The following is a 17,213-nucleotide window of genomic DNA, read 5'->3' on the forward strand; positions in this document are numbered from 1 at the left end:
TCGTCACGCAAGCCACCCCAGTTGCGTAGACGAGACTACAAGAAAGCCGACTGGGCGGCAGTCGACAGTCAGCCGATAGTGCCTCAGGCTTCCTTATTGATTGTTTTATCAGACGCGCCACTTGCCGTATCCCCGTATCGCGCGATGGTCTCATCCACGAGCGCGGGCAGCGCCTCGGCGATATCGTCGTGAATCAGGCGGGTTGCCAAGCGGTCGTACTGCGTGCGCCCCATATTCATAATGGTGATCGGCACCCCGGCCTGCGCGGCCACCGGCACGAGCGATGCGGCGGGGAATACTTCGAGCGTGGAGCCGATGACCCAGAACTCGTCGGCGCGTGACACCTTGCGCATGGAGCGTTCCATGGCGCGGTCCGGCAGCGCCTCGCCGAAGTAGACGACATCGGTTTTGATGATGCCATTGCAAGGCATGTTCCCCCGGTACGGCAGCTGACGGCGGCAGTGGGGGTCGGGCTCCGTGTCGAGTTTGTCCATAATCGGCGCGGTATCGTAGCGGGCATGGCACTTCATGCAGTGTGATGTGGCGATGGTGCCATGCAGGTTGACGATCACCTCGTCGCTATTGCCCGCTTTCTCATGCAGACCGTCGAAGTTCTGCGTCGCTAGGAGATCCAGCATCCCTGCCTGCTCAAGCTTGGCCAGCGCTTTATGCGCCGTGCCCGGCTGTGCGCCCCAGACCGGCGACTCCTTCTGCCAGCGCCAGGAATACTCGCGCTGCTCCTTATCGCTCAGGAACGCATCGATGTCATAGACGTTCATCTGCTCCGGATGCTTGGTCCAGACTCCGTCCGGTCCCCGGAAGTCAGGGATGCCTGCCGATGTGGAAATGCCGGCGCCTGTCAAAACTGCAATATGCATAGCCATGACACAGGCTTATCACGAACTTCGCGCCGCCGCCATCGCCGTTCGCCGCGCACGTCATCGCGCTATCCGCACTGTCTTGCTCTGCAGCGCTATGCCGTCTGCGAAGTTGCAGCTCTATCTGTCATATCTATTGTCTGTCATACCTATATATATCGTGCCGCAATACGTACGGCACCTCGTATTGGCGATATAGCGGTATGTATAGAGCGCATTTCCCGCTATGGCGAGACTGCCGTGTGCCGGATCGCCCTCGACACGCCCGCAGCTGTGATTTCCAGGAAATATATTCGTGCTTTTAGGTGGGCTAAGCTTAAGGAAGAGCGAAAATACAGCATTTTCGACACGCCGAAGGAACCTTGCTATTGCAACGGTTATCGGCTTTTTCAGGCACCCCGATTTGCGCAGATGCCACACCTCGTGTAAGTTTGTCTCTTGCTGCTCAACACGACAGCTTCTCTCCTAGAGAGTCAAGCGGTTTGTTGGTGTGGTGGTGGTTTGAGAACTCAAGAGCGTGTTTTGTACTACTTTTTATAGTCAGATTTTTGTTGTGATTGCCAGTCCGATGCCTGCCTGCGCGTGTTTTTGCGTGTGGGTGCCCTGGGGGGCTTAATGGGCGTCGGGGTTTTGTGTGGATCGTTTTCCTTATAAACGGTCCCGTCAATTATATATATGAGGGCCTTTTCGAGGCTTTCTGCATTTTTTTGTGGAGGGTTCGATTCTGGCTCAGGATGAACGCTGGCGGCGTGCTTAACACATGCAAGTCGAACGGGATCCAGAGTGCTTGCACTCTGGTGAGAGTGGCGAACGGGTGAGTAATGCGTGACCGACCTGCCCCATGCTCCGGAATAGCTCCTGGAAACGGGTGGTAATGCCGGATGCTCCAGTTGACCGCATGGTCTTCTGGGAAGGATTTTATCGGCATGGGATGGGGTCGCGTCCTATCAGCTTGTTGGTGGGGCAATGGCCCACCAAGGCTTCGACGGGTAGCCGGCCTGAGAGGGCGACCGGCCACATTGGGACTGAGATACGGCCCAGACTCCTACGGGAGGCAGCAGTGGGGAATATTGCACAATGGGCGCAAGCCTGATGCAGCGACGCCGCGTGAGGGATGACGGCCTTCGGGTTGTAAACCTCTTTTGTTAGGGAGCAAGCGTAAGTGAGTGTACCTTTCGAATAAGCACCGGCTAACTACGTGCCAGCAGCCGCGGTAATACGTAGGGTGCAAGCGTTATCCGGAATTATTGGGCGTAAAGAGCTCGTAGGCGGCTTGTCGCGTCCGGTGTGAAAGTCCATCGCTTAACGGTGGATCTGCGCCGGGTACGGGCAGGCTAGAATGCGGTAGGGGAGACTGGAATTCCCGGTGTAACGGTGGAATGTGTAGATATCGGGAAGAACACCAATGGCGAAGGCAGGTCTCTGGGCCGTTATTGACGCTGAGGAGCGAAAGCGTGGGGAGCGAACAGGATTAGATACCCTGGTAGTCCACGCCGTAAACGGTGGACGCTGGATGTGGGGCCCGTTCCACGGGTTCCGTGTCGGAGCTAACGCGTTAAGCGTCCCGCCTGGGGAGTACGGCCGCAAGGCTAAAACTCAAAGAAATTGACGGGGGCCCGCACAAGCGGCGGAGCATGCGGATTAATTCGATGCAACGCGAAGAACCTTACCTGGGCTTGACATGTTCCGGACGACCTCAGAGATGGGGTTTCCCTTCGGGGCCGGTTCACAGGTGGTGCATGGTCGTCGTCAGCTCGTGTCGTGAGATGTTGGGTTAAGTCCCGCAACGAGCGCAACCCTTGCCTTGTGTTGCCAGCGCGTCATGGCGGGAACTCGCAAGGGACCGCCGGGGTTAACTCGGAGGAAGGTGGGGATGACGTCAGATCATCATGCCCCTTACGTCCAGGGCTTCACGCATGCTACAATGGCCGGTACAACGGGATGCGACGCCGCGAGGCGGAGCGGATCCCTGAAAACCGGTCTCAGTTCGGATCGCAGTCTGCAACTCGACTGCGTGAAGGCGGAGTCGCTAGTAATCGCGAATCAGCAACGTCGCGGTGAATGCGTTCCCGGGCCTTGTACACACCGCCCGTCAAGTCATGAAAGTGGGTAGCACCCGAAGCCGGTCGCCTAACCTTTTGGAGGGAGCCGTCTAAGGTGAGACTCGTGATTGGGACTAAGTCGTAACAAGGTAGCCGTACCGGAAGGTGCGGCTGGATCACCTCCTTTCTACGGAGAATTCAGGCCAGCGTTCTGCTGGCCGGTGTCGCCCGAGCGGGCCGGATGCTCCGGTCCTTGAGTCTCGGGCTGCTGGTGTGGAAGAGATCATGATGATCGTCTGGCTGGCCCTCGGGCCGGGAAGTACGTATGGGATGCGCTTTTGGGCTCCCGGATCGCCACCCCAACCGTTATGGTTGGTGCGATTCGTGCCCTCGCGTCCGGGCTGGCCGTTGTGGCTGTGTCTGGGTGCGTGGTGCGTGGTGGTTTGAGAACTGGATAGTGGACGCGAGCGAAGAACATTTGTTCTTTGCTTTGTTAGATTTGACAATTTCGACCGATCTTGATTTTTTTCGGGGTCGCGTCGATCGTTTTGTGATCATTTTAGTGTGATGATAGTTGTCCGAGAGCAAGCTATATGAGATCCTTGCGGCGTATGCATTCGTGCGAACGGGTGCGTGTTGCTTGCAAGGGCGCATGGTGGATGCCTTGGCAGACAGTACCGAAGAAGGACGTTTGAGGCTGCGATAAGCCTCGGGGAGCCGCCAACAGGGCTTTGATCCGAGGATTTCCGAATGGGGAAACCCGCCGGCCGTCATGGGCCGGCACCGCTTTCGAGCGGGGGGCACGCAGGGAAGTGAAACATCTCAGTACCTGCAGGAGAAGATATTCCGTGAGTAGTGGCGAGCGAAAGCGGAGCAGACTAAACCGGCCGCGCGTGATAGCCGTCAGGCGTTGCGCGGCCGGTGTCGTGGGAGCATGTGTCCGGCCTCTGACGGGGCCGGCGGGAGTGATCAATCAGCGCGTGAGGCGAACCGGATTGAATGCCGGGCCGCAGAGGGTGATGGCCCCGTAGCCGTATGCGCGCTGACTCCCGATCGTGTTTCCCAAGTAGCACGGGACTCGTGGAATCCCGTGCGAATCCGCCCAGACCGTTGGGTAAGTCTAAATATACCTGTCTGACCGATAGCGAACGAGTACCGTGAGGGAAAGGTGAAAAGTACCCCGGGAGGGGAGTGAAATAGTTTCTGAAACCATGCGCTTACGAACCGTCGGAGCCTTTCGGGGTGACGGCGTGCCTATCGAAAAATGAGTCTGCGAGTCAGTGGCATGTGGCGAGGCTAACCCGGGTGGGGGAGCCGTAGCGAAAGCGAGTCTTAAAAGGCGTTTTCAGTCGCATGTCCTGGACCCGAAGCGGGATGATCTAGCCCTGAGCAGGTTGAAGCGCGGGTAAGACCGCGTGGAGGACCGAACCCACTTAGGTTGAAAACTGAGGGGATGACTTGGGGTTAGGGGTGAAAGGCCAATCAAATTCCGTGATAGCTGGTTCTCTCCGAAATGCATTTAGGTGCAGCGTCGCGTCATTGCCTCCAGGGGGTAGAGCTACTGGATGCTTGAGGGCCCGTATAGGGTACCGACAGCAACCAAACTCCGAATACCTGCGAGGTCGTATCGCGGCAGTGAGTCGGCGGGGGATAAGCTCCGTCGTCGAAAGGGAGACAGCCCAGATCGTCGTCTAAGGTCCCTAAGCGTGTGCTAAGTGGGAAAGGATGTGGAGTCGCATAGACAGCCAGGAGGTTGGCTCAGAAGCAGCCATCCTTGAAAGAGTGCGTAACAGCTCACTGGTCTAGTGGTTCCGCGCCGACAATGTAGCGGGGCTCAAGCACACCACCGAAGACGCGGCAGCGTTATTTTTAGTAATGCTGGGTAGGAGAGCGTTCCATGCGGGGCGAAGCGGCGGCGCAAGCCGGCCGTGGACTGCATGGAAGTGAGAATGCAGACATGAGTAGCGAAAGGCGGGTTACAATCCCGCCCGCTGGATGACCAAGGGTTCCGGGGCCACGTTCAACGTCCCCGGGTGAGTCGGGTCCTAAGGCGAGGCCGACAGGCGTAGTCGATTGGATGAACGGGTTGATATTCCCGTACCGGCGTGAGACCGCCAAATCCGAGGCTTGGAGTACTAACCTCCGGCCGCGCGGCTTACCCTTCCTTCGGGAGGGGGATGCGGCGCGGCTGTTGGGACCGATCCTTGTAGTAGGACAGCGCAGGAGTGACGCAGAGGGGCAGCCGGCCGCGGAGGTGGTTTTCCGTGGTCAAGCACGCAGCCCGTCCCGCAGGCAAATCCGCGGGGCATGAGGGCGAGGTGCGATGATGGGGGCCGTACGGCCCGAATCCGGTGATCCCAGCTGCCGAGAAAAGCTTCGGCGCGAGGGCTCATGCCGCTCGTACCCCAAACCGACACAGGTGGTCAGGTAGAGAATACCAAAGCGATCGAGCGAATCCTGGTCAAGGAACTCGGCAAATCACTCCCGTGCCTTCGGTATAAGGGAGGCCCCTCATGGTGAACCGCCTCGCGCGGGGAGCTGAGGGGGGTGGCACAAAAGAGGGGGTAGCGACTGTTTACCAAAAACACAGGTGCATGCGAAGACGAAAGTCGCTGTATATGCACTGACGCCTGCCCGGTGCCGGAAGGTTAAGAGGATCCGTCAGCCTTTTGGCGAAGCGGTGAATTCAAGCCCCGGTAAACGGCGGTGGTAACTATAACCATCCTAAGGTAGCGAAATTCCTTGTCGGGTAAGTTCCGACCTGCACGAATGGCGTAACGACTTCCCCACTGTCTCGACCAGGAGCTCGGCGAAATTGCAGTACGAGTAAAGATGCTCGTTAAGCGCAGAAGGACGAAAAGACCCCGGGACCTTTACTATACCTTGGTATTGTCATTAGGTTCGGATTGTGTAGCATAGGCGGGAGGCTTCGAAGCCGTGGCGCCAGCCATGGTGGAGCCGCCAAGTGAAATACCGCTCTGTCCGAATTTGATGTCTAACCTCGGCACGTCATCCGTGTCAGGGACAGTGCCTGGCGGGTAGTTTAACTGGGGCGGTTGCCTCCTAAAGAGTAACGGAGGCGCTCAAAGGTTCCCTCAGCCCGGTTGGCAATCGGGTGTTGAGTGCAATCGCACAAGGGAGCTTGACTGCGAGAGCGACGGCTCGAGCAGGGACGAAAGTCGGAGATAGTGATCCGGTGCCGGCGTACGGACGCGGCATCGCTCAACGGATAAAAGGTACCCCGGGGATAACAGGCTGATCATTCCCAAGAGTCCATATCGACGGGATGGTTTGGCACCTCGATGTCGGCTCGTCGCATCCTGGGGCTGTAGCAGGTCCCAAGGGTTCGGCCGTTCGCCGATTAAAGCGGCACGCGAGCTGGGTTCAGAACGTCGTGAGACAGTTTGGTCTCTATCCTCTGCGCTCGTTGGAATATTGAGGAGACCTGCCCATAGTACGAGAGGACCTGGGTGGACGAACCTCTGGTATGCCGGTTGTCGCGCCAGCGGCACGGCCGGTTGGCTACGTTCGGAAGGGATAACCGCTGAAAGCATCTAAGCGGGAAGCCTGCTCCGAGATCAGTATTCCGTACAGCCCTCGAGCTGTTGTAGACCCCATGCAGAACACGTGGTTGATAGGCCGGACGTGGAAGCCCCGCGAGGGGTGGAGCTGACCGGTACTAATGGTCGAAAGGCAACCACACCACACACTCCTTTACAGGGAGCGCGTACGTGAGGAGCCTCATCTTAGACTGCCTCCAGACGACTGGAGCACTCGAAACGCAACACGAAGCGAATATCGTCGAATCTGCGCAAGGCACTCGTGCCCGCGTCCGCCATCCGGTCCCCGAACCACCACATCCCGTGCGCGCGTAATGGCGCGCACGACAATTAAAGATTTGCGGCGGCCATGGCCTGGGGGAGACGCCCGGTCCCATTCCGAACCCGGAAGCTAAGACCCAGCACGGCGATGGTACTGCACTCGACAGGGTGTGGGAGAGTAGCGCGCCGCCGCAATAACACTTTCACGAGAGGCCCCGGGGATCACACGATCCCCGGGGCCCCTTTGTATGCCCGGAAAACAAAACACGCACAGGCACGCCCCGACAACCGACGCGAAGACGCGTTCGCCCCGCCCCCGCCATGCAGACGACGCGAAAGCCACAAACAACACAAAGCATAAAGAACGCTGTCTCCTTCCCGCCAATCAGCCAGCGCAAACGACACAAAGCTCGCGAACCGGCCGACAAGGAGGTCGGCTCCCGTCTCCGCCGCCCTTCGACCCGCCCGCAGCCCCGACCGTCGCCGCGCCGCCTCCTGAGGGGGGGCGCCTCCTCCTCCGGCGCCGAGCCAACACGAGCGCCGCGAACCCGGCCAATGGGAGGCCGGCCCCCGGCCCCGCCGGCGACGCCTCCCGCCACAGAAACACGCAACACACAGCAACAGTGAGTGACTTTGCTTTATGCCCTAGAAGCGCAATCGTGGTGTCCGAGCAGATGCCATGACAAGGCGGAGCCATACAATATAGTGGCATTCACATGTCCACAAGACTCAAAGGAGCGGCAATGAAATATGAGCCATTAGGAACTTCAGGCGTCGCGGCTTCGCGCGTGGCCCTCGGCGTGATGCGGATTAACGAAAAGCGGCAGGATGATGCCGATAAAATCGTCAAGACCGTACTCGATAACGGCGTGAACTTCTTCGACACGGCTGATTGCTATTCATCTGGCGAGAGTAGCCGACGTTTCGGCCAGGCTCTGGTCGATCTTGGCGTGAAGCGTGATGAAATTTTCGTGCAGACGAAGTTCGGCATCTATCGCGATCCGGAATCGAACGACATCACCAGGTACGACTTCTCGAAACAGCATCTGCTGGCGGCGCTCGACGGCGAGCTGGAGAATCTGCAGACCGACTACGTTGATTTCGTGTTGCTGCATCGGCCCGATACGCTGGTGAATCTCGATGAGCTTGCCGAGGCGTTCAATGAGCTGCAGACCAGCGGCAAGGTGCGGCATTTCGGCGTCAGCAATGTCAACCCGTGGCAGGTGGAGCTGCTGCAAAGCGCTATTTCGCAGAAGCTTGAGGTCAATCAGCTGCAGTTCGGCCTCGGCCACACCAGCATGGTTCAGCAGGAGTTCCATGTCAATATGGAGGATGCTCCGAGCATCGACCATGACGGCGGACTGATCGCCTACTCCCGTTTGCGCAATATGACTATCCAAGCGTGGAGCCCGTTCCAGTTCGGATTCTTCGAAGGCGTGTTCATCGATAACCCGAAGTTCCCCGAGCTCAACGAGGAACTGGATGAACTGGCGAAAAAGTATGGCGTCGGCAAGAGCGCAATAGCGGTGGCGTGGATTCTGCGCCACCCGGCGAAAATGCAGGTGCTGCTGGGATCGATGACCCCGACCCGCTTGGCCGACATGGTCGCGGGCGCCGAGGTGGAGCTGACCGCGCAGGAGTGGTACGACCTCTATCTTGCGGCGGGCAATGATTTGCCGTAGGCGGGTGTCGTGGAATTGTGCACTATTTCATCCCAAAACGGTGCGTGACCTCGAATAAGATCATGTACCACGACAAGGCCCAGGCCCAACGCGCGGCCGAGGCCAGCTTCGTTGAGCGTGGCGTGCAGCTCTGGGTATACCGCTGCGAGTACTGCGGAGCATGGCATCTGACGCATCGCGACCCGGAGACGAGCCTTGCATACGGCAGTGAGGCACAAGGCCCACACGGATCAGATCGGCGCAAGCCGCATTCGCGCAAACGCGGCTACAAGCCGCGCAGGAAATAGACCGGTGCTCTCTCGCATCGTATTGGTGCGCAGGGGTCTCTGATTCCGCGCATTCGTGCGGCTATCTGCATTATGTGAGGCGCTAATCTGGCCGTGCAGAGGCCTATCTGCGTTGTGTGCGGCGCTAATTTCCTGACACCGCGAGTAGCACTGGCCGAAAATGGCGGTTCTACGCCATCTGATACTCGGGTCTCCCCGAAATAGCGCCACACACAACGCAGATAGACTTCCGCAACGTCCCGATAGCGCCACACACAAGCAAGATACAAGTTTGCTGGCATACTTCGCCATGCTTATTGCTTATTGCGCATGAACCATTCAGTTCACCGGTCGAGGGTGAATCCTTGGCCGCGTGCGATCGGACCGACTGATTTCGTCAGATTACTCGGATCGGTCGCCTTGGTGGTCGTCTGCGTGCTGAACGCGTCCACAGGACGCTCGGTGTGGCGCAGATCGTAATACTGGTGCACAACTACATCGAAATCGCGCAAAGGCTCCAAGACGGTGTCGATATCAGCGGGATAGGCGTTGTCGAAGAACTGCATCGAGCGTGGCATGCGTGGCTTAAGCTCGGGGGTCTGATCGGGTTCGCCGATGGCCAGACCCAGCACCGGATATGTGTATTCGGGCAGGTGCAACGCATCGATGACAGCCTGCGCATCATTGAGCAGCGAGCCAAGATATACGCAGCCAAGTCCCAGCGAATTCGCCGCCGTCTCCATGGCATGCAAGGCGAGCACGGCGTCGTTCTGCGCTTGAGAGAAGCGATAGCTGGTATTCAGTGTGAAATCATCGCTGTGTACGTCGACGCCGCCCCGTGCGGCGATGGCCGCGTTGCGATGCTCGTCGAGAACGAATACATACAGCAACGGCGCCTCACCGATGTAGTGCTGATTGCCGATCTGCGCCATGCGTTCGCGCAGCGATCCATCGGTGACGCGGATGGCGGACCAATCGCTGAGGTATTCGCTGGAAGCGGCATGCTGGGCAACGGTTTCCAGAGTTGCGATGACGTCTTCGGCGATTGGATTCGGCTTGAATTTGCGGATCGAACGGCGTTGCAGCAGCGCCTCGATAACAGGATTGGTGACAGCAACAGGTTCAGTGGAAGAATCAGACATACCGTTATTCTCGCAAGCGGCTGCCCCATTCGGGTTACGGTTTAGCTGTGGGGAGAGATTCGGGGGCGATCTGGCGCTGTCTAGCGTCCGCTTTTCACAGTTTCCTGGGAAATTAACGTTTTACGGTGTTGCCGGGCTTGCCGTTTTCCCTATCTTCCACGAAATTGTTGTTTTATGGCCTTATGCCGCCTTGAAAACACGTCTCGAAAACAACAGAATGAAGATGCGAGAGGAGAGTCGTGAGAGGAAGGGCGTCCGTTACGATGAATGCGAACAGACGCCAAACCGGACTAGGCTGCCAGCGTTAGCGGGTTCGATTTTGCCTTTGACGCTTGCAGTGGCGGTGTGAGACGAAGGCCCGCGAGCCCATGTCCGACAGCTGGGACAGGATAGCGCCGAAAGCTGCGGACAGTCCGGCGAACAGCAAGGTCATCAGCAGTCCCTGCTGCGCATCATCGTCGGAATCATCGGTTTGCAGCCGCGCGGTTCCCCTGTTCCACAGCGTCTGGAACACCTTGGCGGCAATCAGTCCGGTCAGCGAAGGTATGGCGACCTTGATGATCTTATCGCCTAGGGTATCTGGGTCGTTCGTACGGGCGCTGGTCATCGCCTTCACCTTCCTATCAACGTTGCCTAGGCTGGCGACGATGCTGTCAGCCGTTTTTCCCAGGCGCTCTGCGGGGTCTTCGCTTGTGTCGCTCATAGTCACATAGTAGTTCACCCGTCGCTGGGCAGGAGCGGTGTACGCGTTGCGACGAACGGGGAGACGGTTCGAATGCCGCGACTGCTTCCGCTGCGAGTCTTGTCGCGAAACCGCGCGGCGCCCGACGCAGCTCAGGTATGACTCCGGTATTAGAGTATGGTTATGAGCGATTTTCAAACTTCGGGCAATGGTGCCTCACGGGCCGGCCATCTTGTTCTGCTGCGCCACGGCGAAACCGCATGGAGCGTGTCCGGGCAGCATACCGGACGCACCGATCTCCCGCTGACCGGTGTCGGCGAGCGGCAGGCTGTCGAAGCTGGCGCGCGGATTCGCAAGGCATACCCCGATGGCTTCGGCGCGTATGTGTTCTCCAGCCCGCTTGGCAGGGCCAAGCAGACCGCGCAATGCGCCGGATTCGACGATGCCCGCATATGCGCTGGTCTGGCGGAGTGGGATTATGGCCGCGCCGAAGGCCGCACCCGTGCCCAGCTCAGCGAGGCATTGGGCCGCAACTGGGATTTGTGGAGCGATGGCACCGAGTCGCTGGGGCCTGAGTTGGAAGGGGATCATATCGAAACCCTGCCGTCCGGGCAGCAGGTGAATGTGCATAACGGGCCGGGCGAGACCATTGCGCAGGCCGCGGCCCGCGCCGCCGAAGTCGCGCAGGAGATGCTGCCGATGATCCTGGCCGGTCAGGATGTACTGCTTGTCGCGCACGCGCACATTCTGCGCATCCTGACGACGCAATGGCTTGGCCTCGACCCGCACATGGCGAAAATGCTGCGACTGGACACTGCGCATTATTCTTCGCTGGGCGTCTACAAAGGTGACCGGGTCATCGAGCACTGGAATGTGTGACGACGAGTTCGCCTTTTCGACTCGCGCTTTTCGACGGTGGAGGAGAGACCGGCGAAAATGTGAGCCATCCCACAGGCAAAGGTGACGGGGCGGCGCATCGTGTATGATGCACTTTTGTCAGACCGGCGGTTATCGGCCGATGCCAACGATTTCGGCGCTAGCATCCCGACCGTTCTGCTCCTAGATCAGCGTTTGCAGGATAAGGGGAAATATGGTATAACGAGACTTGACACGAGACAGTGTTCTGGCGGTCATAACGCGATGCAACGGGCTGATGCGCCGAGGGAAAAGAAAAAGGAAAGGATTCGAAGATGAATCGCATAGTGAAATCAGCGATGGCGATTGCAGCCGTCACCGCAATGTCGTTGGGAGCGCTCGCCGGCTGCGGCGGGTCGGATGCGTCCGACAGCGGCAAAGGCAAGGTGTACTTCCTCAACTTCAAGCCGGAAGCGGCGGATCAATGGAAGGATCTCGCATCAGCCTACACCAAGGAGACCGGTGTGCAGATGACCGTGGAAACGGCGGCCTCCGGCACCTACGAGCAGCAGCTCAAGAGCGAGATGGCAAAAAGCGAGGCCCCCACGCTGTTCCAAATTAATGGGCCGGTCGGCTATGCGAACTGGAAGGAGTACACGGCCGATCTCAAGGACACCGAGATCTACAAGCAGCTGCAGAATCAGGACGTGGCGCTCAAGGATGGCGACAAGGTCGTCGGCGTGCCCTACGCGATGGAGACCTACGGCCTGATCTACAACAAGGACATTCTCAAGAAGTACTTCGCGCTGTCCGGAGCCAAGGCGAAGTCGGTGAAGGACATCGATTCCTTCGACACGCTCAAGGCCGTGGCCAACGACATGCAGGCGCGCAAGGACGATCTCGGCATCAAGGGCGCGTTCACTTCCGCCGGATTCGACTCCAGCTCGGATTGGCGCTTCAAGACGCATCTGGCGAATATCCCGCTCTATTACGAGCTGAAGAAGGACAATGTCACCGAGCAGCCGGCGACCATCAAGGGCACGTACATGCCGCAGTTCAAGAACATCTTCGACCTCTACCTCAAGGATTCCACGACTGCGCCGACGCAGCTGAGCTCGAAGACCGGCGATGATGCGAACTCCGAGTTCGCGCTCGGCGAGGCGGCCTTCTATCAGAATGGCACCTGGGCCTGGAGCGATTTGCAGAAGGCCGGCATGGAGCCGGGCCAGGTGGGCATGATGCCGATCTACATCGGCGGGCCGGACGAGAAGAACGAAGGTCTGGCCACCGGGTCCGAGAACTACTGGTGCGTCAACGCCAAGGCCTCCAAGGAGGACCAGCAGGCCACTAAGGACTTCCTCAAGTGGGCCATCACATCGGATGCCGGCAAGGATGCGCTGAGCAAGCAGATGGGCTTCACGACGCCGTTCAAGACCTTCGCGGACATCAAGGCGGACAATCCGTTGGTTCAGGCCGCCGTCGACGATCAGAAGTCCGGCAAGACCCCGGTCAGCTGGAACTTCACGATGATGCCGTCCGAGCAGTGGAAGAACGCCTTGGGCAATGCGATGCTTGAATACGCGCAGGGAACTGGATCGTGGGATGCGGTCAAGTCGGCGTACGTCGACGGCTGGGCCAAGGAGTATCAGGCCGCGCACGCGGGCTGATACGCTATCGCCAGCTATGCGGCGGGCCGGCCTTCAGCTGCTGCGACGTGATGTCGCCGCGCGAGGGCCGGCCTGTCCGCTTTGTTGGGGCGAGCTATGCGGCGCGAGCCGTACCGCGCGAGCCATGCGTCGCGAACTGCGACGTTCCGGCAATGGCCAATAACGGCAAGCATTGGGCGGCATGCCCCTGTGTCTCTTCACTGCTGAGCCGCTGCACTGCTGAGCCGCTGCGCGGAGCATGACCGGCGTGTTCTCGAGCATATGGATAGCGCAATTCGCTGGCGTGTACATAACAAACGTTTTCATTACGGGGTATGCATGCAAAAACTAAGCAAGCACAACGGTATTCTATAGTTTAGCTTCAGTAAAGCTGGAAAGAAACGGCCTAAAATGACAACGTTTTTGACTATGGGACGCAACAATGATAATGTCATCTCAGTCAATCGAAGAACGGTGACATTCCGGAACTGACGCATACAAATCAACAATGAGTCAATACACACGACAATAGGCGTCGCATACGGTTGTGCGGCCTATCTCGATAAAGAGAGGAGGTTCTGTCGTGATTACTATGGCTGGCAAAACGATACGTAAGTGGTGGGCATTATTCGCCCTGCCTACGTTCGCGGCCTTCCTGGTCGGTTTCGTCGTGCCGTTCATCATGGGCATATACCTGAGCTTCTGCAGGTTCAGCACGGTGACGGACGCTAAGTTCGTAGGGCTGCAAAACTACACGGCGGCTATCGCGGACAAGGAGTTCTGGCGCTCGCTTGTGTATACGGTGGCCTTCACCTTGGTGACGGTGATCGTGGTGAACATCGTCGCATTCGCCATCGCCTACATGCTGACGAAAGCCGTCAAGGGAGCGAATATCTTCCGCTCCGTGTTCTTCATGCCGAATCTGATCGGCGGCATCATCCTGGGCTATATCTGGCTGCTGCTGCTCAACGGCGTGCTGGCGCATTGGGGCCGTTCGATCACCTATTCGGGCACCTACGGCTTCTGGGGCATGGTCATGCTCTACTGCTGGCAGCAAATCGGCTACATGATGATCATCTATATAGCAGGGCTGCAGGCGCTGCCCGGCGACGTCATCGAAGCGGCGGCGGTCGACGGCGCGAGCTCGCGCCAGACCCTCTTCCGGGTCACCATCCCGCTGATGATGCCTTCGATCACCGTGTGCACATTCCTGACCATGACCAATGGCTTCAAGATGTTCGATCAGAACCTTGCGCTGACCAACGGCGCTCCGTCGAACACCTCCGAGCTGCTGGCGCTGAACATCTACCGCACCTTCTATGGGCGCGCAGGCTTTGAAGGCGTAGGCCAGGCGAAGGCCGTCATCTTCTTCCTGATCGTGGCCGTCATCGCCATCATCCAGAACCGTCTGTCCACAAGCAGGGAGGTGGAAGCATGAGTGACAAGATCAAGCACCCAGGCCTGTGGAGCGTGTTCTTCACGGTCGTGTCTCTGGCGTGGGTCTTCCCGATCGTGCTGGTGGTCATTAACTCGTTCAAGCAGAAGGCCTACATCTCGCGCAACGCCTTCTCGATTCCCACAGGCAAGCAGTTCGTCGGATTCGAGAACTACACGCGCGGCATCGAACGCACGAATCTGATCTCCAGCTTCGGCTGGACCGTGGTCGTCACCGTCGGCGCGGTCGGGCTGATTCTGCTGTGCACCTCGATGTGCGCATGGTGGATTGTGCGTGTCGACAACTGGTCGGCAAGAACGCTGTACGTGCTCTTCCTGTTCAATATGATCGTGCCGTTCCAGATGGTCATGTTCACGCTTTCCAAAATCGCCGATATGCTCGGGCTCAACACCCCGTGGGGCCTGTGGTTCGTGTATCTCGGCTTCGGTGCGGGCTTGGCGGTGTTCATCTTCACCGGCGTGATCAAAGGCATTCCGCAGGAGCTTGAGGAATCCGCGATGATCGACGGCGCAAGCGTGCCGCGCATCTTCTTCCGCATCGTGCTGCCGATCATGAAGCCGGCGGTCGTCTCCGTCGCGATTCTTGAGACGATGTGGATCTGGAACGACTTCCTCCTGCCGTACCTGACGTTGGACATGCGCAAGTACAAGACGATGTCGATCGCCATCCAGTATCTCAAGGGCGGCTACGGCTCGGTCGATATGGGCGCGATGATGGGCTGCCTGGTGCTGGCGATTGTGCCGATCATCATCTTCTACCTGATCTGCCAGAAGTACATCATCTCCGGCGTTATGGCCGGAGCCGTCAAGGGCTGATCAGCCTAGTCGCGGCGACTGCGCAGGCGACGTGGTAGGCGGCAGTCCGAGGGCCGACATCGGCGTATGGCTTTCGGATTGCCGGCTGGATGCCGCCATGCGCAAGTGGCAGGAGACGTGCGCGGCAGCCGCGAGAACCAATAACCGAATACGTGGCAATGACACTAAGTGCACGGTGATACTAAGCGCGCGATGCGCTTGGTGCACGGTGGCACTGAGCAGCAATGGCACTAAGCAACACAGTAAATGACACACAAAATGGCATGAAACGAATGATCAAGGCGCTGGCGGCTTCGCTCAGCGTGGCGATGCTGGCAGGGATGGCGGCGTGCGGAAGCTCGTCGAACGATACCGCGCAGGAAGGCGGCATCTACTATCTGAGCAACAAGCCTGAAATCGCGCAGAGCATGAAGGACCTCGCGCAATCGTACTCCAAGGAGACAGGCGTCCCGTTCACGGTGTAGACCGTGGCTTCGCAGACCTACCAGCAGTCCCTGAAATCCGAGCTGGCGAAGAACCAGCCGCCGACGCTGTTCCAAGTGCTCGGGCCGGTCGGCCTCAAGGATTGGAACGCCTACGCTGCGGATATGAGCGACACCGAGGTGTACAAGCAGCTCAAGGATCCGTCGATGGCGCTCAAGTCCGACGACGGCAGCCAGATTCTGGCCGTACCGGTCGTCAACGAGACCTTCGGCATCATCTACCGCAAGGATCTGCTCAAGAAGTACTTCGGGATGCCCGGCGCGAGCATCAAAAACGTCAAAGGCATCAAGAATTTCGAGACGCTGAAGACGGTGGCCGACGAAATCCAGAAGAACAAGGACAAGATCGGCGTCAAGGGCGCGTTCACTTCGATGGGCTTCGACCCCTCCACGAGCTGGCGCTACAACACCCATCTCGCGAGCGTGCCGTTGGCCTATGAGTTCGCGCAGGACAACGTGACCCAGCAGCCCGCCACGATCAAGGGCACATATCTGCCCGAGTTCAAGGACATCATCGACCTGTATCTCAAGGATTCGACCACGCCGACCAGCGCGCTGAGCAGCAAGACGATGGATGACGCCCTAGCGGACATCACCACCGGCGACGCGGTCTTCTTCCAGAACGGCTCGTGGTCGTGGCCCGACCTTGTGGATGGCGGCCTAAGCGCCGACCAGATCGGCGTGCTGCCGATCTACTCCGGCGTTCCCGGAGAGGGGGACTACGGCATGTCCACCGGCTCCGAGACCTTCTGGTGCATCAACAAGAAGGCTTCCCCCGAGTCGCAGAAGGCCACCAAGGCCTTCCTCAAGTGGCTCATCACCTCGGACGAAGGGCGTGAGGCTTGGTCGCACACGATGGGCTTCACGACGCCGTTCAAGACCTTCACCGGCAAGTACGTTACCGACAACCCGATCATGAAGGCCGCTGACCAGTATGCCGCCGCGGGCAAGAAGAACCTGCCATGGGCCTTCCTCTACGATCCGAGCCAGCAGTGGAAGGACAACCTGTCCAACTCGATTCTCGAGTACGCGCAGGGCACTGGCAAGTGGGACGGCGTCCAGAGCGCCTTCGTGGACGGCTGGGCCAAGGAGGTCGCGTCCTCGAAGAGCAACGGATAGCAAGACTCGCACTCCCAAGCCGTTGTGGGGCTCGGGAATGTCATAGACCAATCGCCGAGGCGATCTTGTGCGCATGCGATGCGTATAAGAGAACCCCGGCGATTCGGCTGTTATGAGGCATGATGGATCATGCAAGGCTGGCCAGTGCCTTGCGGGACGGTTTATGTCTTGCGCGACATAAGAGCGCGAGAGCGGCTGGTGCGCAATGCATTGGCGCATTGGCGGCATCCAGTGGCAGCGACCTCATGACAGTGAATCCGCCGACAATTTCGGCGACATCAGCGCCGACATCATCATTGGCCACGATATGATTGACAACGATAACAT

9 protein-coding genes, 3 rRNA genes and 1 pseudogene are annotated in these 17,213 nt (G+C 58.8%); 10 read left to right on the forward strand and 3 right to left on the reverse strand.

Features of this window, described 5'->3' with window-relative positions; genetic code table 11:
* Nucleotides 1-83: 83 nt before the first annotated feature.
* Complete coding sequence (locus BISU_RS05230; RefSeq protein WP_024464396.1) at nucleotides 84-884, reverse strand: SIR2 family NAD-dependent protein deacylase; 801 nt, start codon at nucleotides 882-884, stop codon at nucleotides 84-86.
* Nucleotides 885-1,584: 700 nt separating this feature from the next.
* Between BISU_RS05230 and BISU_RS05235 the strand changes: the two genes are divergently transcribed.
* The 5 genes from BISU_RS05235 to BISU_RS05260 all read left to right on the forward strand — a co-directional run bounded on the left by BISU_RS05235 (nucleotide 1,585) and on the right by BISU_RS05260 (nucleotide 8,710).
* Nucleotides 1,585-3,107, forward strand: a 16S ribosomal RNA gene (locus BISU_RS05235).
* A gap of 446 nt (nucleotides 3,108-3,553) precedes the next feature.
* Nucleotides 3,554-6,623, forward strand: a 23S ribosomal RNA gene (locus BISU_RS05240).
* Between the two features lie 196 nt (nucleotides 6,624-6,819).
* Nucleotides 6,820-6,936: ribosomal RNA gene (gene rrf / locus BISU_RS05245) — 5S ribosomal RNA — on the forward strand.
* The 16S, 23S and 5S rRNA genes sit together here, the layout of an rRNA operon.
* A gap of 548 nt (nucleotides 6,937-7,484) precedes the next feature.
* Nucleotides 7,485-8,423, forward strand: coding sequence for an aldo/keto reductase (locus BISU_RS05255; protein ID WP_024462983.1), 939 nt, complete (start codon nucleotides 7,485-7,487; stop codon nucleotides 8,421-8,423).
* A 17-nt stretch (nucleotides 8,424-8,440) separates the two neighbouring features.
* A complete protein-coding gene (locus BISU_RS05260; protein WP_024462984.1) occupies nucleotides 8,441-8,710 on the forward strand; it encodes a hypothetical protein in 270 nt (89 codons plus the stop codon).
* A 323-nt stretch (nucleotides 8,711-9,033) separates the two neighbouring features.
* On the opposite strand, the gene BISU_RS05265 is transcribed toward BISU_RS05260, so the two are convergent.
* On the reverse strand, nucleotides 9,034-9,831 hold the full coding sequence (locus tag BISU_RS05265; RefSeq protein ID WP_024462985.1) for a nitroreductase family protein: 798 nt from the start codon (nucleotides 9,829-9,831) through the stop codon (nucleotides 9,034-9,036).
* 304 nt (nucleotides 9,832-10,135) lie between these two features.
* Nucleotides 10,136-10,534 (reverse strand): DUF4235 domain-containing protein, encoded by a 399-nt coding sequence (locus tag BISU_RS05270; protein ID WP_024462986.1) that lies wholly within the window; start codon nucleotides 10,532-10,534, stop codon nucleotides 10,136-10,138.
* Nucleotides 10,535-10,696: 162 nt separating this feature from the next.
* On the opposite strand from BISU_RS05270, the gene BISU_RS05275 reads away from it, so the two are divergent.
* The 5 genes and pseudogenes from BISU_RS05275 to BISU_RS05295 all read left to right on the forward strand — a co-directional run bounded on the left by BISU_RS05275 (nucleotide 10,697) and on the right by BISU_RS05295 (nucleotide 16,886).
* On the forward strand, nucleotides 10,697-11,392 hold the full coding sequence (locus BISU_RS05275) for a histidine phosphatase family protein (RefSeq protein ID WP_024462987.1): 696 nt from the start codon (nucleotides 10,697-10,699) through the stop codon (nucleotides 11,390-11,392).
* Between the two features lie 311 nt (nucleotides 11,393-11,703).
* Nucleotides 11,704-13,035, forward strand: coding sequence for an ABC transporter substrate-binding protein (locus tag BISU_RS05280; protein WP_024462988.1), 1,332 nt, complete (start codon nucleotides 11,704-11,706; stop codon nucleotides 13,033-13,035).
* A gap of 562 nt (nucleotides 13,036-13,597) precedes the next feature.
* Complete coding sequence (locus BISU_RS05285; protein ID WP_024462989.1) at nucleotides 13,598-14,452, forward strand: carbohydrate ABC transporter permease; 855 nt, start codon at nucleotides 13,598-13,600, stop codon at nucleotides 14,450-14,452.
* Nucleotides 14,449-15,285 carry a carbohydrate ABC transporter permease gene (locus BISU_RS05290; RefSeq protein WP_024462990.1) on the forward strand — a complete coding sequence of 279 codons (837 nt, stop codon included), beginning with the start codon at nucleotides 14,449-14,451 and terminating at the stop codon, nucleotides 15,283-15,285. The genes BISU_RS05285 and BISU_RS05290 overlap by 4 nt, the downstream gene beginning before the upstream one ends.
* Nucleotides 15,286-15,548: 263 nt before the next feature.
* A pseudogene (locus BISU_RS05295) lies at nucleotides 15,549-16,886 on the forward strand (ABC transporter substrate-binding protein).
* The last annotated feature ends 327 nt before the right edge of the window (nucleotides 16,887-17,213 follow it).

The organism is Bifidobacterium subtile (assembly GCF_000741775.1).
Classification (GTDB): domain Bacteria; phylum Actinomycetota; class Actinomycetes; order Actinomycetales; family Bifidobacteriaceae; genus Bifidobacterium; species Bifidobacterium subtile.